We start from the raw sequence: 26,917 nt of genomic DNA on the forward strand, positions 1-26,917 counted from the left end.
GGAGGAAAAAAATGGGATTAGCTGGGGTAAGAATTGTGTTAGTAGAACCAGCTGGCCCGATGAATGTAGGAGCGATCGCGAGGGTAATGAAAAATTTTGGTCTAACTAATTTAGTCTTAGTTAATCCTCAATGCGATCCCTTATCAGCAGACGCGATGAAAATGGCAGTTCATGCCAAAGATGTTTTAGAATCTGCCTCCTTAGTGGCAACACTACCTGAGGCGTTGCAAGGATGTATAAGAGCGATCGCCACAACTGCGCGTGTCCGCACTGGGGAAATTCCAATGGAAACTCCGCGTACAGCCCTTCCTTGGTTACTCGAAGAACCAGACAAACTCTCAGCATTGATTTTTGGAAGAGAAGACCGAGGATTAAGTAATGAAGAGTTAAATTATGCCCAGCGATTTGTTCGCATTCCGACCAGCGAGATTTACGCGTCTTTAAATTTGGCTAGTGCTGTAGGGATTTGCTGTTATGAACTAGCTCAACACGCAGAACTATCTCAACCGCAGACCGTGCAAGAATCAGAATTAGCACCTCTAGAGCTTGTAGAAGCATATTATCAACAATTAGAATCCCTACTATTTAATATTGGTTATATTTACCCCCATACGGCAGCTAGTCGCATGGAAAAATTTCGTCAACTATATAATCGCGCTCGGCTGACAACTAATGAAGTGGCACTGTTGCGCGGAATACTACGGCAAGCAGAGTGGGCATTGAATAATCGTGGTGATGAAAAAAACTTATGACACATTCGCTTAATATAGACGCAATCTTCCCCCAAAATAGATAATATGGCTTAAACTAAACAAACAAATGCTACTGAGTAGCATTGGTTCATATCAACAAGAAGGGCGTAGAGAAGGTGTTGGAAGGGGCTTGTAACCCTTATCAACAATTGCCTTTAAGGGGAGGGCTTGTATCGATCCCGGTTGTTCGATGCTCTATATCCCCCACACCCTACACCCCACACCCCGCCCCAACGGGGCTTAGTCAGCATCAAAACTGCACAAAAAGTAAGTTTTGGGTCGGAAGTCTGCCAGAAAAATTTAAGTTAGTCACCAGGAGTAGCAGTGACAGAATCAAGTGACAAACTAAGAGATTTCTCGCGGCGACAACCCGTAAACCGCCGCCAGCGATCGCGTAAAGTTCAAAAAGTAGAACCTAAAAAAACTAAGGCTCCCAATCGACAGCAGCGTGCTGTTGTCAAAGAAGCTACGCTGATACCTCATCCCGTGGCGGCTGGTGTACCAAGGCCAAGACCAGGGTTAGTGATGCCAGCAGCAGTCAAACCCATCCCGAAAACCCCAAGAAATATTCCGCCTTCTCAGCCCAACACAGTCAAAGTCAAAACAGTGCGGGTACAAAAGCAGCCCCAGCCTAAAATAGCTAAAAGAGTATCCAAAAAGACGCGGTTAAAGCCAATGGCCAGAACCATGTTATATATCCTGCGGTTGCTGATTGTAGGTGTGGGCATGGGTGCGATCGTTGGTACAGTATTATCAGTTCTAGACCCAGCTAGTCGCATAAATTCCACTACTTCGGTGACATCTAACACTAATAATGCTGGCCAAGTTCAGCCACAAGCTACTCCTAATCCTACTGTTGCTACTTCGGGGTTATACCTGTCTCAAGAAATTACCTCCTTGAAAAATGCTGTGCAGGAATTAGCAACAACCACCCCAGACATGACTCCTGGTGTTTTCTTAGTAGATTTAGATAATGGTGGTTACGTAGATTTAAATGCCTCGACTAGTTTTCCGGCCGCCAGCACCATTAAAGTACCAATATTAGTAGCTTTTTTCCAAGACGTAGATGCTGGTAAAATCCGTCTGGATGAAATGCTCACCATGCAACAAGATATGGTAGCTGGTGGTTCCGGTAATTTCCAATTCAAACCTGTAGGTACTCAATACACAGCCTTAGAAGTGGCGACCAAAATGATTACAATCAGCGACAATACAGCCACAAATATGCTGATTGCGCGATTGGGAGGTACAGAAACATTAAATCAACGTTTTCGCAGTTGGGGTTTGACAACTACAACAGTTAACAATAAACTGCCAGACTTACAAGGTACAAACGTCACCAGCCCGAAAGAATTAGGTAATTTGATGGCAATGGTGAATCAAGGTAATTTTGTGAGTATGCGATCGCGTGATTTAATGTTAGATATCATGCGTCGCACAGAAAGAGATAATCTATTACCATCTGGCTTAGGCGCAGGCGCACGGGCTTATCACAAAACAGGTGATATCGGCACAATGCTGGCAGATACAGGTTTAGTGGATGTCCCTAATGGCAAACGCTACATCCTTTCGGTGATGGTAAAACGTCCCAATAATGACAACCGCGCCGAAAAATTGATCAGTTCAATTTCTCGCATTGTTTATCAAACTTTCAGTCAAAGTACAGCACCTACTAACACTAACACTCCTGTACCCCCGACAACTTATCCTTCCCCAACTATAACTGCACCCGTACCTAATACTACGACTGGGGCGATGCCGATGAGTGGCTACCAAACCCCAATGCTTAATCCTCCCGTACCCAACACTACAGGAAATAGCGTTTACCCCAACATTTATCAGTCACCAACATTTGCTAACCCCCAATATTACCCATCAAGATAATCCCTTAATTTCAGATTGCTCATGACATCTACCACACCCTCAATTCAGTTTTTCTCTGGCATTTTTGAAGAACTCAGTAATGTCAGTTTGCGACGTGGAAAAGTTTCTGGTAAACGCATCGTTGCCTTGACTTTTAAGAAGTTACAAGCAATAGAAGGTTTTAATAGCTTTACAAAACAATCTCTCAATTCGATGCTTTTAACTGATGAAGAAGGTGAAATTAATGTCACTCCTTCTTCGACTAAATTCATTTTTGGCGGCGATGAAGGCGATGAATTACAAGGTGTCGAGTGCCAATTTGAAGTTGAACAAGATGATCATTGGGAGCGAGTTATGCGCTTTCTCCACCGTTATGCTGAAGCTAATGGTATGGAGTATCAAGGTTGAGGAAAGTAGGAAAAAGGGGCTAGAGACTAGAGGCTAGGGATTAGTATTTTTCCTCAAAATGTTCAAATTTAATTCCCAAAATTTAATTACGTTAGCGCAGCGTTAGCGAGTTTTCGAGCGTCATTACGAATTACGAACTACAAATTAATCTTATGCCTAAACTCAACATCAAACAGAAAAACTGGTTACTGTCTGCCCATGTTGCTTCTGGTAGTATTTGGTTTGGCGCGGCTTTGTGCATGGTAGCGATCGCATTCAAAAATGCTCATACTACTAACGGTGATGAACTGTATGCGATTAATGCAACTTTAAAACTGCTGGATGATTTTGTCGTGATTCCCTCGGCAAACCTATCTTTACTCACCGGGGGTTTGCTTTGTTGGCTGACTATTTGGGGATTTTTTAAACATTATTGGGTAATCGTCAAATGGGTAGCTACAGTCACTTTAATTGCTGTAGGAACTGCTTGGTTAGGGCCGTGGGTAAATGCAGCTACCAGTATTTCGGATATCGAGCGATCGCAAGCGTTAAGCAATCCCCTATACACCTTTGATATCAAAGGAGCTTTAATCGGAGGTGCAATTCAAACTTTCTGTATACTTGGTATTATTGCGATTTCCGTACTCAAGCCTTGGGGTAGAAGAGTAGTTAAAACAGAAGAACCATCTACTTGATAAATATATAAGATTGCTAGTAAACAAAGTAAAAATTGTTACTCTGTCCCCTGCTTTAACCATCAAGGTGCAGCTAAAAAACCATCACTCAAACCAGTATCACGCAACCTCTGCGCGCCGATATTGCGTCTGAGTACAGATAACCCGGCTAAGTGTGCCTGTAAGCCTGCGGTACTAGCACAGCAGTCAGTGAGTACAATTGGCTCAATCCCGATATCAATTTTTAAGAATTATGAAGTCAGGCGATCGCTTGTTGACAATTAGAAGAATAATGTAGAACTCCTCATACTCTCCGCGCCTTTGCGCCTCTGCGTGAGAAGATTAATTCCGCATTTATGCAATGCCGAATATTATTGGTTTGCAAAAGCTAAATCACCTTCAATTAACTTTGCACCTGTCAAATTAGCCCCTTTTAAATTGCAAGAGTCAAACCTTGCGCCTCTAAGGTCTACTAAAGCTAAATTTGCGCCTGTTAAATCTGCATTAGTCAGATTAGCTTCACTTAAATTTGCCCTAGTTAAATTAGCCCCTCTCAGGTCAGCTTGTTCTAGATTTACTTTAGTTAGATTTGCTCTTAATAACTCTGCATTTTTCAAATTTGCTTGGCTTAAATTAGCTTCACTAAAGTCAGTCGCTGTTAAATTAGCTTGAGTTAAGTCAGCTTGAGTTAAGTCAGCCATATTCAATTGTGCATAACTTAAATTAATTTGACTCAGCTTCATTGATGCCAGCACTGCACATCTCAAGTTAGCATTAACAAAATTTCTGTCTTTAAGCGCATAACGGCGCAAAAGTTCATCAGTTGTTAATCTTACTAAAACAGCTTTTGCATCACCAGGAAAGCACCATGTAGATGATAGTAGTTTCGCAGCAGTGTCAACAGCAATCTCATCAAAGTTATCTACTAATACGCTATTACAACCATCCCATTGACCATTAATTATCAAAGAGATTTCCTCAGCAGATGTAATTGAGTCAAATAGTAAAACAAATTCTCGCTTACGATTAAACCAGCTATTCAAATCAAGTAATTTAAAAATTTTCATTTACAGCACAGTTAATGTAATAGTACTATTTTAATAAAAAAAATAAGATACCCGACCTCTTCCAGAAGTCAGGTATCTGAGCATATCTATTTTCATAAATTAAATAGAATTGCTATATCTGCTAAATTTTACGAATTGAGTTTAAATAATATATTTGCTAAACTCTCACCCAATTTTTCAATCGATTGTTGTTGTTTTGGCTCTTTCAATGTGCCATCATCATTAAAGGCTGCGTAGGCGTTAGGTACTGCCACCTGATCAGGTAGAACCAAAACCTTAATATTTCCTAAAATAGACCGTAGATGCACCAAGCCACGTAATCCACCTAATCCACCTGGTGAAGCACTCATAATTACCGCCGCTTTGCCAGCAAAAGCCGCTAATGGAGGCTCATCAGGTGCAGGACGAGATACCCAGTCAATAGCATTTTTCAACACTGCTGTCAGTGAACTATTGTATTCCGGCGAGGCAATTAATAGCCCTTGGTGAGAAATGAACAGGTTTTTCAACGTTTGAGCGTTGGCAGGCATACCTTCTTGAGCTTCCAAATCCTCATCAAACAGAGGTAACGGTAAATCGCGGAGATCAATATAAGTTACTTCTGCACCTGCTGCTTGAGCGCCAGCCGCCGCAATTTTCACGAGTTTTTTATTGTAAGAGTCAGTACGCGTGCTTCCTGCAAAGGCCAGTATTTTCGGTGTATCTGCCATAAGTACAGGTCATTCTTGATTGGATAGATAGCAACTGCATTATCTAATTAGAGCATCTAACTCTTGACTACCTTTAGTGTTTCTTTATAATTCGTTGAGTTAAACATTAGCCTGCTGACGCTGATAAAGAGACCAATACAAACCTTGAAGTTGTAAAAGCTGAGAATGAGTACCACGTTCAGCAATTACACCCTGTTGCATCACCAAAATCAAATCTGCACGCTTGAGGGGAGAAAAACGGTGAGCAATTAAAAACACTGTGCGATTTGTCGAAACTCGTTGCAAATTCTGCAACACTTGCTGTTCTGTCTCACTATCTAACGCACTTGTCGCCTCATCTAAAATCAAAATCGGTGCATCAGACAAAAACAATCGCGCCAAAGCAATGCGTTGTCGTTGTCCCCCTGACAAAGCCGTACCCCGCTCCCCGACATTTGTCTCATAACCATATGGCAACTGACTGATAAAATCATGTGCCACCGCTAACCGCGCCGCCTCTACTACCTGTTCAGCCGTAATATTCGGATTTCCTAGCGTAATATTCTCCAAAATCGAGCCATTAAACAGGAAGTCTTCTTGCAAGACCACCGCAATTTGTTGACGCAACGAAGCTAAATCAGCACTCTTGATATCAAAACCATCAATTAAAATCCGTCCCGACTCAATTTGATACAACCGTTGCAACAACTTCGATAGCGTACTTTTGCCAGAACCACTACGTCCAACTATCCCTACAAATTGTCCTGGTTGCACATCAAAAGATATCCCCCGCAAAACCGGTTCAGTATGCGCTTGGTAGCGGAAAAACACCTGCTCAAAAGTTACCTGTCCCTTGAGTGGCGGTAGTACTAACCCCGTTCCGGCTTCCGCTTCTGGAGCGGTATTGAGAATATCACCAATTCGGTCTACCGACAGCAACACCTGTTGCAAGTTCTGCCACAACTGCACCAAACGCAACAGTGGTTCAGTCACCCGCCCAGATAACATCTGAAACGCTACCAACTGTCCAATTGTCAGTTGTTGTTCAATGACGAACTTCGCCCCCACCCACAAAATTAGTAAGGTTGAGAAATTCGTTAAAAAGTCGCCAATATTACTACTAATATTTGATGTCGTAGAAGCCTTAAACCCTGTGCGAATAAACCGCGCAAATAAACCTTCCCAACGTTCTCTTGCTACTGGTTCAGCTGCATGGGCTTTTACAGAATGAATTCCGGTAATTGTCTCCACCAAAAACGATTGACTATCTGCATTCCGGTTAAAAGTTTCATTCAGCCAGTTGCGTAAAATTGGTGTAGCGACAATCGTTAAAGTGGCAAACAAGGGCAATACAGCCAACGCCACAAAAGTTAAGGGAATATTGTAATAAAACATCAATGCCAAGTAAACCACGGCAAAGATGCTATCGAGAATCACAGTTAATGCTGTACCTGTGAGAAAGGAGCGAATTTGTTCTAGTTCTTGGACACGTGCTACCGTATCACCCACACGCCGAGATTCAAAATAAGCTAAGGGCAAGCGCATTAAATGGCGAAATAGCTGTGCCGATAAACTTAAATCTAAGCGTCTGGCTGTGTGGGTAAAGATAAACAAACGCAAGGTTCCCAACACCGCCTCAAAGCAGGCTATTAATAATAAAGCTATTGCCATGACATCTAAGGTGGGCAAACTTTCTTGCACCATCACCTTATCGATGACGACTTGCGTAATTAGAGGTGCGCCTAAACCCAACAGTTGTAATGTTAGAGAGGCAAGCAATACTTCGCCTAATAATTTTTTGTATTTCCAAACGGCGGGGATGAACCAACTGAGGTTGAATTGTTCTTGTTGAGATATTAGTTCTACTTGCCAGAGTTGCCCATCCCAGGCGGCTTCTACGATTGATTGTGGTAGGCTTTCACAAGTTGCTTGGGAATGATGGGGGTTGGCAATGATCAGGCGCGAACCTTTGAGGGCATAAGCGACTACCCAAGTCGGTTCTGGTTGGGTTTCGCTTTGCCATAACATTAAGGCGGGGAATGAAAGTTTTGCTAGTTCTGGCCAAGTTACTTGCAGCCTGCGTAAAACAAATCCCAGTTTTTCGGCGGCTTCGACAATTTGTTTCGGGTTTTGTCCCCGCAGTTGTCTTTGTACCCATTCCAGCTGCACGGGGTGTTCTAGGTATTGGGAAACCATTGCTAGGCAAGCACTAGCACTGTTGCTGTGGGCAATGAAAGGATAGTTGAATGTCTCTGGGGTGCGGTTGAGGATTTCTTGTAGGCTGGGCTGTGGGCTTTTAATCTGGATGGTTGCTGGTGGGAGGGGTAGCTGTGATTGAGTTGTTGGGGGTGTGGATGGATTTTCTGATGTTGTGCCACTGAAGAATTGTTCAATTTCTGGGGTGGTAATTTCTGTCCATAGGGTGCTGTCCCAACGTGCAACGATGACTTGTTTGCTGGCGGCTACAGCTTTGTAGTCTACTGGGATTTTTTTGAGGTCGCCAAACCAGTCTCCTGTTTGCAGGGTGGCTAGGGCAAGGCTATCAATTTCTTGTCTGAGTCTGACTTTGCCGGTGATGATGTAGTATTGGTAGCCCGGTGTTTGCGTTGACCAGATTCTTTCTCCTAGTTGGTAGGTTTGGATGCTTTGTTGCTGTTGGATTTTGGCTAGTTGTTCGCTACTGAGCCAGCAAAAAGGTGCTTGATGCCACGGTATTTGACCAGGATCTGGATGTTGTGTGTTTTCGTTTACAGCTTGACTGTCAGTTTTTGAATTTTCTCGGCTAGCCATTGTTCAAACAACTCGTTTTGTAGTGCAAGTTTTAGTTGAGTATCTTCTAGTGAAGCGGGGAGGAATTGTTCGACGCGAAATAAACCATAACGTCCTTCTATTTCGATAGGGCCGACTATTTCACCTGGGCTGGCAATGTCAATGGCGGCTCTAACTTTATCTGGAATACTGCCGCGACTGATGGCTCCCATCATGCCGTTCATGGTGCGCTCTTCGGCTTGGGAATATTCTTTGGCTAGTTGCTCAAAACTGGCTCCTTCTTCGATTTGGGTTTTGAGTTCTTCTACTAGTTCTTGGTTGTTGACGATGATGCGTGAGAGGATAACGCGGTCTAGGTAGATTTTTCTTTCGATGAAGTATTCGGAAATTCTTGGTTCTGTTACTAGGTTTCTGAGGTTTTCGATTTTGAATCCTAGGCTAATTGATGTATGAAATGTGCCATAGTCTGTGCCATTTGCTTGTAACCATTGTTGAAATACTTGGGGTTGAGTGAGTTCGTTTTTGAGACGAAAGTCAATGATTGCTTGTTCTGTTATGGCTGGATTGATTTCTAAATCATCTCTGGTTTTTATTTCTTGCTCTATGACATATTGCCGCAGAATTTCTCCGATAAATTGTGAGAGTTTGCCAGCTGCTTGCAGATATTTTACTGCTTCTTCTTTTGTTATTGCTTGCTCATTGATTGTCAAAAATGGTAAAGTTTCCATGAAATTACCTAGAAAAAACTTTAAAATTTCATAATTAAAATAGTCATTAGCTGAATCAAGATTAAGACTTCGTTAAGCTTAATTAGCGTGCGAAATTATAGCAACTCCACTGCTGGTGTGTTGCCGGAAAAAAAATTTAAGTTTTCAGAATGATAATTAGGCTACAAAGATTGTCCAGATCCAAGCAAATGATATTGCTGCGATCGCGCCGATTAATGTATTGAAAATATTCACTATTTCATTGGTTAGCCAAGTATATTTCGTTTGCAGTGTTGCTCCAATTACACTTTCTAAATTTGTCGCAATGAAAGCGGCTAAGATACACCACACAATTCCTAACAAGTCTATAAATCCTACCGCCCAACTAACAATTGCGATCGCTATTGATGCCACTACACCAGCTAAAGTGCCTTCTAAGCTGACTGCACCTTCTGTACCACGCGGTACTGGTTGTAATGTAGTAATCAAATAAGTGGTTTTACCATAGGCTTTACCCACTTCGCTAGCAGAGGTGTCAGACAGTTTGGTACTAAAACTCGCTACAAAGGCTAACAATAGCAAAGACACAGGATTAGGCACTAAAGTCTGGAGATTAGCTCCTACAAATCCGGAATTGATCACCCCTACACCCACAGCACACAATGTACCAGTTAATGCTGAACCCCAAACATTTTCCGGGCCTCTTGCGCCGGAACGTTTTTCTGCGATGCCTTCTGCTTCTTTCTGTGCCATGCCAATGCGTGTTACTCCTGAACCCACCAGGAAGTAAAACATGACTACTAGATATCCCTGCCACCCTAATGTTCCCCAAATCAATACACCTAGTCCCCAAGCGTGAAATAATCCGGCTGGGGTGAGCAGTTTTTTAGGAGCAATCCAAGCTAAACCCAATAAAATTGTGTTTAATCCTACTCCTACTAACCAGGGATTTGCAGAGTTAATGAAAGGTAACATTAGCAGTGAATCACAAGTAGTGTTGTCATTGCCAGCATATCAACAGAATAACTAATTTTAGACCCTGTTTGCTTGCTCTGTGCCATTCTTTCATCCCAAAAGTGCATTTCTATTACTTTTACTGGGAGTGAGAGAAAAAACAGGGAAGACAAAGAATAAATTTTGTGCTTTGATCAGAACCAAAATATAGGCTACAGCAATATAAAACTGTGTTCTGTTTAACCACAATTAGGTTTTCAGCGCATAAATTGTAGATATAGCAGTCCTAAATCATTCGTGAACAACAAGTAGAGACGTAGCATTGCTACGTCTCTACATTTGGTGGAATGACGAAAAATCGTTCACTGATTTTCATAAAATCTATAAAATCTCATCAAAACAAGTTATGAACAGACCTATATTTCATTTGGCTTTCCCCGTAAGTGATATCCAACAGACGAAAGCATATTATGTTGATGGCTTGGGTTGCATTCCTGGCCGAGAAAATCCCCACGCTTTAATTCTCAATCTCTATGGACATCAACTAGTAGCGCACACTACCAAAGAACCTTTAACAAGGCAACGCACGATTTATCCTAGGCACTTTGGACTAATCTTTACTGAAGAAAGTGATTGGGAAGAGTTGTTAACTAAAGCACAAAAGCAACAACTGTTATTTCGAGAAGAAGCTAAAGACCGCTTTGTGGGTTCGGCTTTAGAGCATCGGACTTTCTTTTTAGAAGATCCTTTTTATAATTTGATGGAGTTTAAATATTACCGCTACCCTGATGCGATTTTTGGTAGTTATGAGTATACCCAAATTGGCGATCGCTCTTAACTGTCTTAATCGGTTCGGCTAAGGCTGTGGCGACTGCGGTTAAACTCCTAGAGTCAGTTAACATCCAAGGGTGTGATGCTACGGGAATAATTACTTGTGTACCTATGGGCATCTGAGAACTGTCTGCTGGTACAATCATCAAATCGTAAGGTGTCCAAATCGATGTAAAGTTTAGTTCCTTTAACATTACAACATCAGAATTTAAGTCCTTGAGAAAATTACTGTGAGTACGCATTTGTTGACAACCAGGCTTCCAAGAACCATATGCAACATAAGTTCCATGATGTGGTGATGATATGGTAATGAACCGTTGCACCCGCTCAATGCCTCCCAGTCGTTGTACATAATAACGACTGACGATTCCTCCCATACTGAAACCTACTAAATCTAGCGGCTGTTCTGGGTCAAAGTTTGCATCAATATAATTAGCTACTTGCTTTGCCAACACATCAAGACCAACATCACCATTATTAGGTACTAGATTTAGCGCATACACAGACCAGCCCTTCTGTGTTAGGTAACTTCTCATCTTGTGGAATACTGCTTCTGTATCGCTAATTCCATGTACTAATAAAACTGGATTGTAGTTTTGATTGGTAATGTTCATTGCCTGATGCCTATATGAGCCTGTCAAAAATCTAGCTAAGTTATGTTGACCTCACAGATGCAGCTATGACACTCAAATCACTGGCTACACACTCTAAATATCTACTTCATAGTTATTCAGATATTTATCTAAATAAAGTTTATTAAATTTTGTTAAGACAACTTTCATAATCTTGCTTATAGTTACAGTAAAATTTAATAATGAGTCTTGATATATACAGGCTGCAAATGCCTGCAAAATCAAAGACATTTGCTCTGTAGTCTTACTAAAGTCGTGTCATAGTACTAAACTATAAACTTAGTAAAAGTAATAATACGGCGCAAAAAAATGTAGCATTAAGCTGCAATTTTTAACATTACGGTCAACTGAAGTGTGAAGTGTGAAGTATGAAGTATGAAATTAATCCACAAAGGGATAAGTCATGAGTCAGGAGAAACTGAATTATTTCACCTAGTAGGGAAGAGGGCTGTACAAGTTATTACTTCACACTTCAGCATTTTTTCAGTCAATAGTGAAATTTACAAATATAGAATGCAGGAGAAATTCTAATGTCCGGTTTTATCAAAGTTATCAAAAATTTAATTGCTGGAATTTTGGGCTTCGTCACAGGGCTGTTACGTGGGAAGAAAGGCAACGGTGGCTACTATTTACAATTAGATGAAAGTGCTGAACCAACTCCAGCACCTACACCAAAACCAGCCGCTACTACTAACGGTACAAAAGCTACAGCAAAACCACCAGAAGCAGAGAAAAAACCTGCACCTGTGGAAGCAGAGAAAAAACCTGCACCTGCTGCTAAAGCAGTGAAAGCTAAGGCATCGCAAAATGGCAAAGTTGCTACACCTGAACCTGAAAAAGCTCCAACTGCTGTTGCTGCTGTTAAGAAAGAACCCACTGAAACTACATTTGCTCCAAAATATTTAGTTCCTTCTGCTACTAATGGCCGTCGTCGTCCCGGAGCAAATATGAGTTCGTTCTTGGATATGGCAAGTCAAGTAAAAACTCCTAGCCAAGCTCAGTAATTAATTTTCATTGTTAGCGATCGACAAGCATTTATTAAACACCAATCCGCTATACAACTGAAAAGCTGCATCCCAATTACTCTGCTCTCTACGAAACAGATGGATATGGGGTGTAATATTGCTTAAAAGTTCTGTTTGCTCCAGAATTGTCTCGGCAAAAGGGGTAAAATCTGACCAAAGTTTAACTTGTGGTAACTGCTGCTCCAACCAGTTAAGTACCTGATTCCAGTTAATTCTGATGGTATTGTGGCTGGCTTGGGCAGCAATTTCTATACCTTGCTGAAATTCATAACTATTGTCTGAAAGTCTGAGAATGCAATGTCGCTCAGGAATATGTAAATCACAAAACTGGGCGTAATCTTGCGTTTGGGTTTTGCGTTCTAGTTGATGTTTAGCATTAACATCTACAACTTGTTCAAAAATTGGTAATAGTCCTGCTACTCGTGCTGTAACTTCCGACCAATTAAAGGTGAGAGAACCAAGTTGATTTTCTTGGTTACGACAAACTACAGTAGGTTGTAGGTTAGCTTCAGAAAAATATTGGACTTGAAAAACTTGTATTTGCTCAATTGCAGCTATTGATGTCCAAAAGCAGGGGATTTCCGCTTGCTGTAGCTGTTCACCGTAATATTGTAGTTCTCCTACTTGTCCAGTGCGATAGAGTTTCCAGTGTCGGGTGGGTAGTAATAACCGGGCTGTGTAAGCGTCTAGCTGCATGATTTGAGCAAATTTTGGTGCAGCGATCGCCTTGATTTCATTACTTATAGGCTCTAGGACTAGTATACCTGGTTCAGTATTGTTAGGTTCGGCTGTGGCTTTGGCAATGGCGCGTAGTCTTTCTTCTTCCTCAACTTCCTTCAGTCGTTGTAAACCTTGACGTGCTTGCGACAAGATTTTGTTATGAGTGGTAGTCTGCAACAACTGACGATATATTCTCTCTGCTTCCTGTTGTTTGCCAGATACTTCATAAAGTCTGCCAACATAAAATTGCACCCAAGGGTCTTGAGGTGATTGTTTTACTAGCTGTTTCAGCAATTTAGCAGCAGTCTGATATTCTTTACGCTCAAAAGCGATCGCAACCTGCTCAATCATGGTTTTTTCCTGCATCCCCGCTTGTAGTTTGATTGGCGCGAGATATATCATTTATACTTCACAGGTTGCGGTAACTATGGATAACGCCACAATTGGAGCAGTCACAGCGCGGAGGATACGACGACCGAGAGATACAGGTTGAAAGCCAGAGGCGATCGCAATTTCTAGTTCTTTTTCTGTCCAGCCGCCTTCGGGGCCTGTAGCAATAATTAGGGCTTGGTCATTTGTTATTTGTGCTTTGTTGGGTAAGCAATTGAGTAATTGAGGATAGTTACCCCGCGCCTCACAGATATACTTTTGACCATTGACTGTTGACAAAGACTCACTAAAAGCTACTGGTTCTAAGATTGTCGGGACAAAAGCCCGTTCTGATTGTTCTGCGGCTTCTGCGGCTATGCGTCGCCAACGTTCGAGCTTTTGGGGGCTGGGATTGAGGAGAGTGCGATCGCTAATAACTGGAGCAATACAAGTTACACCTAATTCCGTACAGCAACGCACCACTTCATCGAATCCGCTACCTTTCGGCAAGGCTACCATTAAGGTAATTGATACTGGTAATTCCGTTTCTACGGAGAGTGTTTCTAAAACCTGGGCTTGTTCTCCTGTTAATTGTGCTAACCACCATTTACCCAAACCATCCATTGCAATAAAGCGATCGCCCTCACGCAAACGCAGCACTCGGACTAGATAATGTAGCTGCTGGGGTGTCAGGATAATTTGTGATGCTTGGAGTTGAGAGGGAGCGATCGCAATTCGTTGTAGTTGAGTCATGCTAGATCAAATATCCATAAAATTATAAAATTTCACTGGATTAAATTTGGTTTAAACTAGTACACCACGGCGGAAATAAGCAGACCATTGAAAAGTTATAAACAGCTTATTCCATAGTATTTTTGACTTCCGCCTTGCGGTACTAGTGTCTTTTGATAATGTTTGCAAAATATTAGCAGAAAAATATCCAATGGAGTTTGCTCGATGGTTGTTACCTGATGAACTGCGAAAAGTTTAAGTATTAAAAACTGAATTAAGCATCGAACCAATTTGAGCAGATTCCTTCACATTTTGACAAAGTGAATTACCTTGATAAAACCTCCGCATACTTTGCGCTAACCTCTGCGTACCTTTGCGTTTAAAAAAGATTTTATTCCTCAGAGGATGTTTGTAAAGTACCATGCTGTATCCAAGTCCCCAACTTTTTTAATAAGTCAGGGATTTGCGTCTCGTTAAAGTTACTACAAAACTTTATCTTAAAAATGCTTTAATACAACTATTAACTTATTGAGAATAGCCGTAAAATGATGTTTCTATCAGCTAATTCTTTTAATAAGATTTTAATTATTATTGCCAAATAGATAGGAATTTTCCTGTCAGTTTAGATAAGGTTGTCGCCACATCTTCTATCAGTAAAGCCCTGTAATCTTATTTGCTGTTGTAGTTAATTTCATAAAAAGTTGATGAGTAAAGATACACCAGAAGAATTAGAATCAGATAAAGAAATCGAACGCTTAATTGATGAAGTAATGTCCTCATCCCTGAATAATAATTCAAAACTGACTGATGAACAGTACCGTGAAAAGATGCAACGCCGCAAAGAAATACAAGATCGGCGCATAGCACAAGCGGTACCAGAGAAAGGGTTAATTATTGTTAATACTGGTAACGGTAAAGGCAAAACTACGGCAGCGTTAGGAATGGTAATGCGATCGCTGGGTCATGGGTATAAAGTGGCGATCGTCCAATTTATCAAAGGCGCGTGGGAACCTTCCGAAAAAATGGTGTTCAGCCATTGGGAAGACCAAATCGAATTTCATGCGATGGGTGAAGGCTTTACTTGGGAAACCCAAGACCGCGATCGCGACCTCGAAAAAGCGCAAGCCGCTTGGGAAAAATCATTAGAATACATCCGCAACCCAGATTTTCAATTGGTGTTGTTAGATGAAATCAATATTGCCTTAAAAATGTCTTACTTACAAATAGAAGAAGTTTTAGCTGGCTTGGCAGAGAAACCACCATCAAAACACGTAATTCTTACAGGTAGAGGCGCGCCAGCAGCTTTAATTGAGCGTGCTGATTTAGTCACAGAAATGACATTAATCAAGCATCCTTTCCGCGACCAAGGTGTGAAAGCGCAACCAGGAATTGAATACTAATGAAGTATGAAGTGTGAAGTGTGAAGTGTGTTCGCCCTACAGCCCCAAGGGCATCCTACGGCAGGTTTTCTCGCAAGGTAGTGTAAAGTCTAAAACAGCCAATAAAAGCAACCCAAGCGATGATTTTCTGTACTAAACATTTCATACTTCATACTTCATAATTGATTTGCTTGGCACATTTGCAAAATGCGGCGATCGCTAGCACCAATAGATTTAATTGGATGATAGTCTTGCAATGCTACTGAGTGGGCATAATTACTAAAATCATCATCAGAAACGGAAGGAATTGTACTGGTTGTAGCTACCTCAGACGAGCCAACTTCATCTTGTGAGCCATTGACTGTCATTGCTAATTCGCCAGATTTGTCAATTGTGCCTTGAAAGCAACTAAATTCAGAGCTAGGCATATACAAAGCACCAATCACTCTACTTTGTTGCTTCTTGAATATGATATATCCTTGACCAATCTCATTCGCTGTTGGCGATTGTCCATAGAGATAAATCCCATCCTTTTTAGGGATAGTTCTTTTGGACATTACTCCAGCTTCTTTGCCAGCTTTTTGATAATTTACAGGTAATAAATCTGTAGACTCAGCTTCTACATCAGTTTCTAAAGCTACTGTTTGCTGTTGAGTTCGCTGTTCTCTAATTTCTCTGAGCCGTGATAACAAAGAATTGTCCGAACTATTCAGTTGCTGATTAGTCAATCTAGAAAAGTTACCATTTAAAGATGCAGAAGTTGATACTGTTCGTAATTGTTTACTTAATACAGGGTTAGTCTGCTCAGTTACTACACCAATAGTTAAAACCAAGCCAACAATAGGAAATGCTAGTTTACTAGGGGATAAGAATTTAGAAATATTGTTAAGCACCCGACCACTCCTGTTACGAAATTAACTGTCTCCTCTGCGACTCACTTAAACCATAACTAATTGTTTATTGTTCAAGGTTCCGTCGATGGTTTGATTTAGATTTATCAAAATAAAAATTCGTCAAAAATAGAAGCTTTCTGGAGTATTTGACGATAATCTCAGACTATCATCACTTAGAGAATTCACTCTTCACCCAACAGAATCACCCAATCGGGTGATGTAATAGAGAAGTGCAAAATTTTAATAACCTTTAAAAGCTTTTCCTTTACAAATATTGATATTTTTCTTGTCAATTAGGTTTGACTATAATCAACTACAACAGCCAAGCTCTACATTTCGTAAGAGATGATATTTTAATTTTTCGGGTGTAGAGTAACGGAAAAGCAGACACTAGAAGTTAGAAGCTAAGGATAATTATTTATTATGATTTCTGCTGACAAGACTGCTGAATTATTGACAACTCCGCCTTTAGAAAACGGCGACAAGCTTACCCGTGCTGAATTTGAGCGACGTTACCACGCCATGCCGAATCTCAAAAAAGCAGAATTAATTGAAGGAGTTGTTTACGTGGCATCACCATTGAGAATCAAAAGTCATGGAGAACCTCATGCTTATATCATGGGTTGGTTGGCTACATATGTAGCAGCAACACCAGGCGTAGGTTTTGCAGATAATACCACTGTTTTATTAGATGCCGATAACGAACCACAACCGGATGCACTACTCAGAATAGAACAAGGTGGGCGATCGCGTATTACCAAAGATGATTATGTCGAAGGTGCGCCGGAATTAATTGTAGAGATTGCTGCTTCTAGTGCTTCCTATGATTTGCATGAAAAACTCAAAGTATACCGTCGTAATCAAGTACAAGAATATTTAGTGTGGCGAGTTTATGACCGTCAGTTTGACTGGTTTAAGTTAAATGAAGGCGAGTATCTTCAACTTCAACCAAATTCAGATGATATAGTTTGCTCTCAAGTTTTTCCGGGGTTGTGGTTAGCAAAGTCAGCATTATTATCAGGAGATTTAGCTAAAGTTTTAGCTACTTTACAGCAAGGATTCTCTACCCCAGAACATCAAAGTTTTATCGAGAAGTTATCTGGTTAGCATTCTTTCCCAAATTTCTATTAAATTCATATTTAAAAGCATAGTAATTTTTACCCAAATAATAATACAAATTTTGCAGGCGATCGCACCATACTTGGCTACAAAAAAACGCCCCCTGAATTCAGGAGGCGCATCACCGTTATCGAGTTATTGATTCTGCAATTAACTAGCAACGTATTCTTTAACGTTGGCGCGGCGGCGGCGCAGATGAGCCAAGGCTTGATGTTCGAGTTGACGAACACGTTCGCGGCTAAGATTCAATCTTTCACCAACTTTTGCCAAGGACAATTCGTTACCATCCTCTAAGCCAAAGCGCAGGGCTAAAACTTCACGCTGTTGGGGTGTGAGTTCAGCTAACAAGGTGTTGAGGTCTTGGCGCAAGAATTCTTGGGTGGTGTAATACTCTGGTGATGGGCCATCATCTTCGAGCATTTCTTGCAGTTCGGTGTCTTGGTTATCACCAACGCGCACATCTAAAGAAACTGGTTGACGTGCCATATTCAGATATTCCCGAATTTGGGCTGGTTCTAATTCCAGTTCTTTGGCAATTTCGGCGGGTGTAGGAGAACGCCCTAATGTTTGGGCTAGTTCGCGCTGCACTTTTTTGATTTTATTTAGTTTTTCGGTAATGTGAATCGGTAAGCGAATGGTGCGCCCTTGTTGAGCGATCGCACGGGTAATCGCTTGGCGAATCCACCAGTAAGCGTAGGTTGAGAATTTATATCCACGTGTGGGGTCAAATTTCTCTACACCTCGCTCTAATCCTAGTGTTCCTTCTTGGATTAAATCGAGAAATTCCATGTTACGCTTTTGGTATTTCTTGGCGATCGCCACGACTAAGCGCAAATTCGCTTCAATCATTTTTTGCTTCGCCCGTTTACCTTGAGCTACCGTTTGTTTGACATCGGTTTCTGATTGTTTAACATGGCTTGCCCATTCTAGTAAACTTGGTTCGCGGTGCAATTTCTTCGCTAAAGCTTCTTTGGCTTCCACTAGCGTCATCATTTGTTGCACCTGCTTCCCATACACAATCTCTTGCTCACGGGTTAGCAGTGGTACACGACCAATTTCCCGCAGATAGGTTCGCACCATATCAGCCGTGAATTTGGTGTTCAGGTTTTCCGTTTGGGTGTTAACAGTAGGCATTGGTGCGTTGTCCTCTACTCCGTAAACACAATAAATCTTGAATAAGTCAGAAAAATTAAGAGAGACTATCTATCGCAGAACATCAGGCAATGTTCTGGAAAAATGCTGAGTTTTAAGGTTTAAGTAATAAATCTTAGTTTTTAGCCTAAGCGCCTTTTGTTCTTTGGTTCTCGTCTAAATAGTTCATGACGGTTATTAAAAATAATCAGTTCATATACTTCAGTTTCCAGAAGATACCTTCCTTAGATAGGTTCCCTATCTCCCTAAATTTTTATTTCTTTTAGAAGCACACTGGGCTATTTTCAAGAATTCTTCCTTATCTTCAGTCGCGGACGGCAACCCCTAAATCCGAAGTCGATATGAGTTTTATTTTCTTTTATCTTAGAACAAATCAGATGGATAGTAAAGTAGCCTAGAGAAAGAGATAATTATAATTCAAAAGTGTGTATTTGCCAAAAAAGTTTTAACTTCCTTAGAGTGCTTACTATATATATAGTGACGCTAAAACCCTCGCTTAGGCTCCCTATCGCTAGGGAGAAAACCGAACTCTATAGGCATAATTTTGGAGGGATGTTACGAATGTGACAATAGTCATGTGTCAATGGTCATTGGTCAAGAGTCAAGAATAGGGTGTTGGGGGTAGGGAATAAATCAGTGAGGGCTTGAACCCTTGTTGTTTTCGGGGCGGGGTGTACATAAATGAAAAAGTTTTTTCTTTTGACCCTACACCCACTCAGCCTAGTTTTGGTCAATGGTAAAGGCAATTGACAATTGACTATAGACTGTTGACTAATTAAAATCCCAAATCAGCTTTAGCTAATTCCGCAGCCGCAAATACTTCTGCGTCTGGCTTTTCTTCCCAAGCTGGATCGCCAATTTCTGCATAGAAAGTTGCGTCGTAAGGACGAGTACGGACAACTACTGGCATCGGTACAGCATGACCTAATATCAAAGCTTGTTGCTTAGAGTCTAACTTTGCTAATACCGATCGCAGCCCACCAGCACCAGATACACCCGTAAAAATTGCATCGATATCTTTTTCGTCGTTGAGTAAAGCTGTAATTCGAGTACCGATCTGGGACATAACTTCATTATCTATGCCCGAAGGTCGTTGATCAACTACCAACAACGTTACGAAATATTTCCTGAGTTCTCGCGCAATCGTGCCAAAGATAGTGCTTTGAACTATTGCCGGATCTAGAAAACGATGCGCCTCTTCAATGGTAATCATTAAGGGAGTAGGGCGATCATTGGGGTTTTTGCTCTGCAAGAATTTATCAGCTTTTTTGACATAATGCTCATGAATACGTCTGGTGATCATATTGGTCACCAACATATAAGAGAGCATATTTGACTGGGAACCAAATTCTACCACTACATTCTTGCCAGCTTCTAGAGATTGTAAGATTTTATTAATATAGTTCTGGGGACAGACCGCCCGCATATATTTCAAACCGTCTAAGCGCAATAGTTTGCGCTGTAATGCCATAATCGAGCCTTTGTGTCCGCGCTTTTCCTCACAAAACATCTCGATTTCTTCATTTGTCATGTTCAACAATTGAACAATCCAAGATTTATTGAATTCGCTGTACAGGATATTGGCATTATCCAACGCTGCGTCTGACAGTCCTAAATCGCGGCTACATAATTTAATGTCTTCAACTTCTATTTGTTCGTAACTCAGATATAGTTCGTGAGAATCGCGCACACCCCGCCGCTTGGTTGATTCAGGGTCAAGGGTGTAGACTTCAACTTTACCGGGAAATAACTGTTTTAAACCTTTAACAGTATTCACATTTTTTCCTTCGGCTACGGCTTCCCAACCGTATTCTGAATGCATATCAAAAATTAAGTTCACCGCCGCATTTTTGCGGATGACACCAGCCAAAAGTAAGCGGGTGAGAAAGGATTTACCTGTACCAGATTTACCAAAAACGCCATTGCTACGTTCCACAAATCTATTTAAATCGATACATACAGGTACATCCATATCTAATGGTTTACCAATGGCAAAATTTCTCCTATGGATATCGTCTTCCCAACCGAAGACTCTGCGAAAATCTTCTTCACTCGCATCGAAAACTTGACTAAAGTGACTAGGAATAGTTTTTACTGGTAACAATTCCATCGTGGTACTAGTTTGGGGCTGGAGTGATGCCAAACCTGTAGTTGATGGGACAAAAGGATTTACAGATTTACCGTTGGTAGAAGAAAAAGATTCATTAGATTCGGGAGTAAACATCAACATTGGTGCTAAGGCGATAGTCCCGTATGTCCCACTTCCGGCTAAGACATCTCTTAAAAAAGTATCTTCCCAACTAGGAGGATTAGCAATAATTCGGGCATTAGCTGTGCCTAGAGATACATCTGTCAGCATACAGAAAAACCGCGATCGCATCCCCTGCACGACTAAAAATTTACCCACCCGCATATCTTCTACAGAAATATCCGGGTGTAGCCTGACTTCTAATCCCTCAGTTAGTGAACCTTGAATTACCGAACCTAATGGTTTTACCAATTTGTCATGAGTCATTGGTTAATGGTCATTGGTCAAGAGTCAATTGTCAATTGTTGTTTGTTCTTCTTCATTTTCCTTACCTCCCCACTCCCGTACGGGCGGGTTGATGAGGTATTTTGTCTACCCACAGATTCATTCACTCAACCCGCCCCTACCAACTCCCTAATTAATCAATTTGGATCGAAGTTGGTGCTGTACTAGATGGAGGCACACCAATTAATGGTTTACGAAATTGAGTATAGAGGCGATCGCGCCATTCAAAGAATAATTGATAATCAATATTTTCTGCTAGGGCGGGTACACCTTTACCTCTTAAGCCTGCTGGTAAATCTAGATAAGGCCCTTCTGGAAACTTCAATAATATTGATAAACCAGCGACGGCTAAGTCTGCTAACGTGGGTTCATCGCCTGTAAGATAAGGGCTATCTGCCAATAATAAAGTTAGGGCTTCTAGGTCTTGTTTTAAATCAGTTATTGCTGATCTAATCACATCTGGGCTATATCCTACACCTAAACCCAACACTGTCAAAATATCGCTGGGAACTCCTTCAACCAAATTTCGGAATATGTCTGGTGTTGATGTTGGTAATAATGATTTGCGAAAGTTTTGACTCTGACTAATAGCAGAAAAAAACGCTGTTCGACCTTTCTTACCGATTGACTCATCAGCCCATTCTTCAATTAATAAGGTTAATGCTTTTTGCTTTGGATCTTGCGGTATCAATGGACGTTCTGGAAATTTTGAGTCTAAATACTTAGCTATTTCTGTAGAATCAGCAATATATTTATTTCCATCCTTTAAAACTGGAACTTGTCTTTGACCTGTGAGCCTAAATAACTCTATCTGCCCTATGCCTGGGGTGACTTCGATTTTACGGTAATCTAGACCTTTATAATCTAGAATCAGCCGCACTTTTTCTGAGTATTGAGATAGTTCCCATTGATATAATTCCAGCATATTCTCTACCTTAATCACTAGGTAACTAATTTTCTCATTGTATATGTAAATAAATATTTTTTACATCACAAAAGCCGAAATTATACTAAAAATAATCCTATAAATTCAACCTTTTCTGCTGATTGTTGATTGGTTAAGGTTAGGTAATTATGATATTTTTGATGTGACGATCAATATATATCTAATAACCCCATATAGGAATCCGGTTTGATTTCTGATTTACTTGGGTAGACAGGGGGGTAGGGAGTAGGAAAGAAGCCTTGTCTGAGCGTACTGATTTTTTTCCCAAATCAAATATGATTCCTATATCTAAACTCCCAAATTGAAGATTGGGAGAATTTAGATGTGGATGTTAATTGTAAATTAAGAATGAGAAAAATTTTACTAACTACAATAAATCAGTCAATCTCAACTAGCTTTTTACTAAAAATCTTGAATAATTTAGACTCATACATTTATCATGTTTTTGCCGAAAAATCTTACTTCTGTAGTTAGATTTTGTGTGTTACTAAATGTTATAAATCTTTATATAAACTCTGTCTAATCAAAACAAACAAATTTTATGAAGGGAAATTATAGCAAATTATTGCCTAGTCTAGCAGGGATAGCGGGAGTAGCGGGGATGAGTCTCTTTGTTACTTTACCATCACAAGCCAAAGAAGTGTTAAATCCCAAACCTAGTATTTTTAGCGAAGCTCCTTATAACCGGAGTCAACGTCTTGGGGCAAATGCTAGTTATACACCAGTTGAAGGTGCGATCGCTACAGACAAAAATAACGCGGGCAAGAAAAATTTAGTAGCCCAACAAAGAACTAGAAACAGAGGTGTAAATCCTCGCCCAAGTATTTTTAACGAGCCTCCTTACAACCGTGGTGGTCAAACTCCACCCAGCGAAACTACACCTACTCCTACTACTCCAGAAGTAGCACCGACCACTCCACCAACAGAGACACCTCCTAAACCTCCAACAACCAGGACAAACAGCAATCGCAACAAGACTGTTATCGCCTTAGCAGAATCTAGTAGTTCTTTTAAAACACTTACCCAGGCTCTCAAAGCAGCCGGACTAATAGAAACATTACAAGGTGCAGGGCCTTTCACCATTTTTGCACCCACTGATGCAGCCTTTGCCAAATTGCCTAAAGACGCATTGCAAGAGTTGCTCAAGCCTGAAAATAAAGAAGTGCTAATTAAGATATTAACTTACCATGTTGTCCCAGGTAAGGTGTTATCTACAGATTTAAAACCTGGTGAAGTCAAAAGCTTGCAAGGAGATCCAATCTCTGTGAAAGTTGATGCCAATGGTGTGGTAGTCAATGATGGCAAGGTAACTCAAGCAGATATTCAAGGCAGCAACGGTGTAATCCATGCGATCGACAATGTGATTTTACCTCCTAGCCTGTAGTTATCAGTGAACAGTTATCAGTTATCAGTTATCAGTAAAGAGGGTTTGTTTATCCACAAGTCACGCGCTGCAACATCATACGCCTTGATAACTGTTCACTGACTATCAGGTTGATTTTGCGCGATCGCACTTAACTTAGCTAAAGATTTCGCTACTTTTGCGGCTTGTTCATTTGTCTGCTGGGAGTTACTGGCAACTTCGAGAATAAACTGGCTAGCAGTAGTAGAAATTTGGGCTTGGTTTGTAGCTACCTGCATCAGTTCCCCAATTAAGGTATTCACTTGGTGACTAATGGCGGTAATTTGAGTCAGTTGATACTGAGTTTGTGCAACTTCTGTAATTGCTGCGATCGCTTGTTGTTCTCCTACCTCCATTAACGCTGTCACTTCGTTATTTGTAATCTGAGTTTCTACAATCAAAGATTTGATTCCAGCAATGTCAGCATCTAACTGCTGCGCTAAAGAAAGGATTCCCTCTATTGTTGAGGTAAACTCTGCACCTGCTCCCTCAGTATGGACTGATTCAAACACAACCTTCATCGCATGACGTTTCATTTGTGATGCCATCTGAGCAATCAGGTTAACTTTTTCTAACAGTGTTTGCGATGGCTGCTCAAAACGTTTTAGCCTTGTAGTAGCTTCTACAACCGTCGAGTGAATGGTAGAAGTGTTGTCTAGAACTCGATTCATACCCTGCTGCACAGCTTCTACTTGATGATAGATTAGCTGTTCTTGACTTTCTAATTCTTGAATACAGCCGAGCATTTCTTGAGCTAAATTAATTAATGCTTGAATTTGCTCATAAGTATCTGTCACAGAGTTGATTTGGCTAAGTGCATTATCTGCCAAGGTTTCGACAATAGCTTCGCTATCTCTGAGTAGTTCTGAAGCTTGAGATTGCAGATCTTCTTTGCGCTGATACTGCTGTTGAAAGGCAGATTCCACTGATTCATAAGCTTGCTCTACTTGGTTTAAAAGCCGAGCATGGTCAAGGGCAAATCCCACTTGTATGGCTAACTGAGCCACTAAATCAATTTCAGGCTTTTGCCACTCTCGCGGCGCAGAACACTGATGCACAATCAATAAGCCAAATAATTGGTCATCTTTGAGAATTGGTGCGACTAAGTTTGCCTTAACAGCAAAAGGTTCTAGTTGGCTGAGGTGACAAGCACTTAAACCTGCTTTGTAAATGTCATTGGTTGCTTGCACCCGACCGGCTCGATATTGTTCAACATAGCCTTCCACAAAGCAAGGGTCTTTAATTTTGGCGCGCAAAGCTTTCGGCAAGCCAGGAACGACAGCTTCAGCGATGACTGTGCCATACCAATCTGCATCAAACCCATATATCATTACGCGGTCAGCACTCAGGGCTTTGCGAATTTCTTCTACTGTATTTTTTAAGACATCTTCTTCATTTAGAGATGCCCGAATTCGTCTGGTAATATCTACTAGTAACTGAGTCAGTATGCCTTCAGCATCAATGCGTTGCAGCAATCTGGCATGGTCTAGGGCAAACCCTACCTGCATGGCTAACTGAGCCATCAAATCAATCTCAAACTTTTGCCACTCTCGCGGTGCAGAACACTGATGGGCAATTAATAAGCCGAATAATTGGTCATCTTTGAGAATTGGGGCGACTAAATTTGCTTTCACAGCAAAAGGTTCTAGTTGGCTGATGTGGCAAGCACTTAAACCTGCTTTGTAAATGTCATTGGTTGCCTGGACTCGACCGGCTCGGTATTGCTCGACATAGCCTTCCACAAAGCAAGGGTCTTTGATATTGGCGCGTAAAGCTTTCGGAAAGCCAGGAACGACAGCTTCAGCGATGACTGTGCCATACCAGTCAGCATCAAACCCATATATCATTACACGGTCAGCACTCAGGGCTTTGCGAATTTCTTCTACTGTATTTTTTAAGACATCTTCTTCGTTGAGCGATTGCCGAATTCGCCTGGTAATGTTGATGATTACATGGGCTTGGTCGGCTCTAATGTCTATCTGTTCTACAACCCTGACATGATCAAGGGCAAATCCTAGTTGAGTGCCGATTTGAGCAAACAAATCAATCTCAGATTGTTGCCAAAGGCGGGGAGCAGAACATTGATGTCCGATGAGTAAACCAAAAAGTTGATTCTTTTTGACAATAGGTGCAATCAAATTGGCTTTAACGGCAAATCGCTCTAATAGTCCGATGTGGCAATCGCTGAGGTTGGCTTGATAAATGTTATCAATCGCCCGGACGCGTCCTTGCCGATACTGTTCAAGATATTTTTCTTGAAAACAGGGATCGGAAACGGTAGCCCACAGTATTTTGGGCAAACCGGGTGCTGCTGCTTCTTCGATAAAAGTGCCACCCCAAACAGAGTCAAAACGAAAGATAACTACACGGTCTATCCTCAAAGCTTGACGTACTTCTTCAATTGTCGTTCTCAAAACATCTTCTTCTGAGAGTGCTTCCCACATCCGGCGAGTAATGTTTGCTAGCAATTGGGAGCGTTCAGCTTCGGTTTCTTGTTTTGAGAGTAACTCTGGCAAATGATTTTGTAGTAGGTTGATGTTTGCCTTTAAAGCAACTAATTCATCTTTAGCCCCAATATCAGCTTGAGTCTCGATTTCTTCCCTGCGACATAGCCTGTTGACTAAAACAGTAGAAGTCTCAGCCGCAGACATAACTGGTCTTGTTAGCCGATTGGAAATTAAAGCCGCGATCGCACCTGCTGCTACCGCTATAATCCCAGTACCCCACAACAGCGATGAACGATAGTTATTCAGGGTCAGTTCCGCTTCTTGCAGTTCTGTTGCGCTCGCTTGTTTTGTTTGATTAATCTGCTGCGTTACCGACTGACTACCAAGGTAGCTGGCTATCCCAATAGTAATTACTGGTAGCATAGTTAGCGCGATCGCCCAACCCCTAACTTTCGATTTCAAACTCAATTGCGACTGTCTTGGTTGCCAAGACACCAAAGATTGTGGGCGGTTGGAGAACATTTTGCGTCTTTTCCCAGGTCTATCGTCATTACTGTCATAATTGCTCGTTTGCTCAAAGCCTGGTTCAGCTTCAGTATTAGTACTATTGCTACGGTTGTGATCAGTGGAAGGCTGCGTTTGCGTCATTGATGAAATCTCTCCTAGATTGGCTATATCTGCCTTGCAAATCGGCTACTACGTGTCGGATGTCGGTAGATACCTATCCTGACTAGTAATTTAAGCATCGGTTTGAATGCAAATAATGTCGTTTTTGTCAATCAAAATGTGCTAAGAAATATTAATATTTATTAAACAATCATAGGTAAGCACGCAACTTGCTTGCTTAATGATACATCACAAAATATCTTTGAAAA

General features: G+C 41.2%; 22 protein-coding genes. 9 read left to right on the plus strand and 13 right to left on the minus strand.

The window, feature by feature from the left end:
* Positions 1-11 precede the first annotated feature (11 nt).
* The 4 genes from H6G76_RS00350 (at position 12) to H6G76_RS00365 (ending at position 3,697) form a co-directional block, all read left to right on the plus strand.
* Positions 12-752 (plus strand): RNA methyltransferase, encoded by a 741-nt coding sequence (locus tag H6G76_RS00350; protein ID WP_190694130.1) that lies wholly within the window; start codon positions 12-14, stop codon positions 750-752.
* 324 nt (positions 753-1,076) lie between these two features.
* Positions 1,077-2,636, plus strand: a complete 1,560-nt coding sequence (locus tag H6G76_RS00355; RefSeq protein ID WP_190694132.1) for a serine hydrolase — start codon at positions 1,077-1,079, stop codon at positions 2,634-2,636.
* Between the two features lie 21 nt (positions 2,637-2,657).
* On the plus strand, positions 2,658-3,023 hold the full coding sequence (psb28, locus tag H6G76_RS00360) for a photosystem II reaction center protein Psb28 (RefSeq protein ID WP_190694134.1): 366 nt from the start codon (positions 2,658-2,660) through the stop codon (positions 3,021-3,023).
* Positions 3,024-3,175: 152 nt separating this feature from the next.
* Positions 3,176-3,697, plus strand: a complete 522-nt coding sequence (locus H6G76_RS00365; protein WP_190694136.1) for a hypothetical protein — start codon at positions 3,176-3,178, stop codon at positions 3,695-3,697.
* Positions 3,698-4,047: 350 nt separating this feature from the next.
* Here H6G76_RS00365 and H6G76_RS00370 read toward each other — a convergent pair whose 3' ends face one another.
* From H6G76_RS00370 to H6G76_RS00390, 5 genes are all read right to left on the minus strand, one after another.
* Entirely contained in the window at positions 4,048-4,743 is a 696-nt protein-coding gene (locus H6G76_RS00370) for a pentapeptide repeat-containing protein (RefSeq protein ID WP_190694138.1), read from the minus strand.
* Between the two features lie 128 nt (positions 4,744-4,871).
* Entirely contained in the window at positions 4,872-5,453 is a 582-nt protein-coding gene (locus H6G76_RS00375) for an NADPH-dependent FMN reductase (RefSeq protein WP_190694141.1), read from the minus strand.
* 99 nt (positions 5,454-5,552) lie between these two features.
* Complete coding sequence (locus H6G76_RS00380) at positions 5,553-8,222, minus strand: peptidase domain-containing ABC transporter (RefSeq protein WP_190694143.1); 2,670 nt, start codon at positions 8,220-8,222, stop codon at positions 5,553-5,555.
* Complete coding sequence (locus H6G76_RS00385; RefSeq protein ID WP_190694145.1) at positions 8,180-8,929, minus strand: peptidylprolyl isomerase; 750 nt, start codon at positions 8,927-8,929, stop codon at positions 8,180-8,182. Before H6G76_RS00385 ends, H6G76_RS00380 begins: the two co-directional genes overlap by 43 nt.
* 156 nt (positions 8,930-9,085) lie before the next feature.
* On the minus strand, positions 9,086-9,883 hold the full coding sequence (locus H6G76_RS00390) for a TIGR00297 family protein (protein WP_190694147.1): 798 nt from the start codon (positions 9,881-9,883) through the stop codon (positions 9,086-9,088).
* Between the two features lie 385 nt (positions 9,884-10,268).
* Between H6G76_RS00390 and H6G76_RS00395 the strand changes: the two genes are divergently transcribed.
* Positions 10,269-10,700: a VOC family protein gene (locus H6G76_RS00395; RefSeq protein WP_190694149.1), complete on the plus strand. Its 432-nt coding sequence runs from the start codon at positions 10,269-10,271 to the stop codon at positions 10,698-10,700.
* Here the strand turns inward: H6G76_RS00395 and H6G76_RS00400 are convergent.
* Positions 10,630-11,307, minus strand: a complete 678-nt coding sequence (locus H6G76_RS00400; protein ID WP_190694150.1) for a triacylglycerol lipase — start codon at positions 11,305-11,307, stop codon at positions 10,630-10,632. The genes H6G76_RS00395 and H6G76_RS00400 overlap by 71 nt on opposite strands.
* 548 nt (positions 11,308-11,855) lie before the next feature.
* On the opposite strand from H6G76_RS00400, the gene H6G76_RS00405 reads away from it, so the two are divergent.
* Positions 11,856-12,329 (plus strand): hypothetical protein, encoded by a 474-nt coding sequence (locus H6G76_RS00405; protein ID WP_190694152.1) that lies wholly within the window; start codon positions 11,856-11,858, stop codon positions 12,327-12,329.
* On the opposite strand, the gene H6G76_RS00410 is transcribed toward H6G76_RS00405, so the two are convergent.
* A complete protein-coding gene (locus H6G76_RS00410) occupies positions 12,330-13,421 on the minus strand; it encodes a tetratricopeptide repeat protein (RefSeq protein WP_190694773.1) in 1,092 nt (363 codons plus the stop codon).
* A gap of 51 nt (positions 13,422-13,472) precedes the next feature.
* Positions 13,473-14,192 carry a 16S rRNA (uracil(1498)-N(3))-methyltransferase gene (locus tag H6G76_RS00415; protein WP_190694154.1) on the minus strand — a complete coding sequence of 240 codons (720 nt, stop codon included), beginning with the start codon at positions 14,190-14,192 and terminating at the stop codon, positions 13,473-13,475.
* A 683-nt stretch (positions 14,193-14,875) separates the two neighbouring features.
* Between H6G76_RS00415 and cobO the strand changes: the two genes are divergently transcribed.
* Positions 14,876-15,571 carry a cob(I)yrinic acid a,c-diamide adenosyltransferase gene (cobO, locus tag H6G76_RS00420; protein WP_190694155.1) on the plus strand — a complete coding sequence of 232 codons (696 nt, stop codon included), beginning with the start codon at positions 14,876-14,878 and terminating at the stop codon, positions 15,569-15,571.
* 155 nt (positions 15,572-15,726) lie between these two features.
* Here cobO and H6G76_RS00425 read toward each other — a convergent pair whose 3' ends face one another.
* Positions 15,727-16,443 carry a hypothetical protein gene (locus tag H6G76_RS00425; protein ID WP_190694158.1) on the minus strand — a complete coding sequence of 239 codons (717 nt, stop codon included), beginning with the start codon at positions 16,441-16,443 and terminating at the stop codon, positions 15,727-15,729.
* Between the two features lie 423 nt (positions 16,444-16,866).
* On the opposite strand from H6G76_RS00425, the gene H6G76_RS00430 reads away from it, so the two are divergent.
* Entirely contained in the window at positions 16,867-17,550 is a 684-nt protein-coding gene (locus tag H6G76_RS00430; RefSeq protein WP_190694160.1) for a Uma2 family endonuclease, read from the plus strand.
* A gap of 162 nt (positions 17,551-17,712) precedes the next feature.
* Here H6G76_RS00430 and H6G76_RS00435 read toward each other — a convergent pair whose 3' ends face one another.
* The 3 genes from H6G76_RS00435 to H6G76_RS00445 form a co-directional block, all read right to left on the minus strand.
* Positions 17,713-18,696: an RNA polymerase sigma factor, RpoD/SigA family gene (locus tag H6G76_RS00435; RefSeq protein ID WP_190694162.1), complete on the minus strand. Its 984-nt coding sequence runs from the start codon at positions 18,694-18,696 to the stop codon at positions 17,713-17,715.
* A 793-nt stretch (positions 18,697-19,489) separates the two neighbouring features.
* Positions 19,490-21,229: an ATP-binding protein gene (locus H6G76_RS00440; RefSeq protein ID WP_190694164.1), complete on the minus strand. Its 1,740-nt coding sequence runs from the start codon at positions 21,227-21,229 to the stop codon at positions 19,490-19,492.
* A 151-nt stretch (positions 21,230-21,380) separates the two neighbouring features.
* On the minus strand, positions 21,381-22,172 hold the full coding sequence (locus H6G76_RS00445; RefSeq protein ID WP_190694166.1) for a glutathione S-transferase family protein: 792 nt from the start codon (positions 22,170-22,172) through the stop codon (positions 21,381-21,383).
* 562 nt (positions 22,173-22,734) lie between these two features.
* On the opposite strand from H6G76_RS00445, the gene H6G76_RS00450 reads away from it, so the two are divergent.
* The gene (locus H6G76_RS00450) at positions 22,735-23,577 is read left to right on the plus strand and encodes a fasciclin domain-containing protein (RefSeq protein WP_190694168.1); all 843 of its coding nucleotides are present in this window, start codon (positions 22,735-22,737) and stop codon (positions 23,575-23,577) included.
* A gap of 95 nt (positions 23,578-23,672) precedes the next feature.
* On the opposite strand, the gene H6G76_RS00455 is transcribed toward H6G76_RS00450, so the two are convergent.
* Positions 23,673-26,690, minus strand: coding sequence for a GAF domain-containing protein (locus H6G76_RS00455; protein ID WP_190694174.1), 3,018 nt, complete (start codon positions 26,688-26,690; stop codon positions 23,673-23,675).
* Positions 26,691-26,917 lie beyond the last annotated feature (227 nt).

Source organism: Nostoc sp. FACHB-152 (assembly GCF_014697475.1).
GTDB lineage: Bacteria > Cyanobacteriota > Cyanobacteriia > Cyanobacteriales > Nostocaceae > Nostoc_B.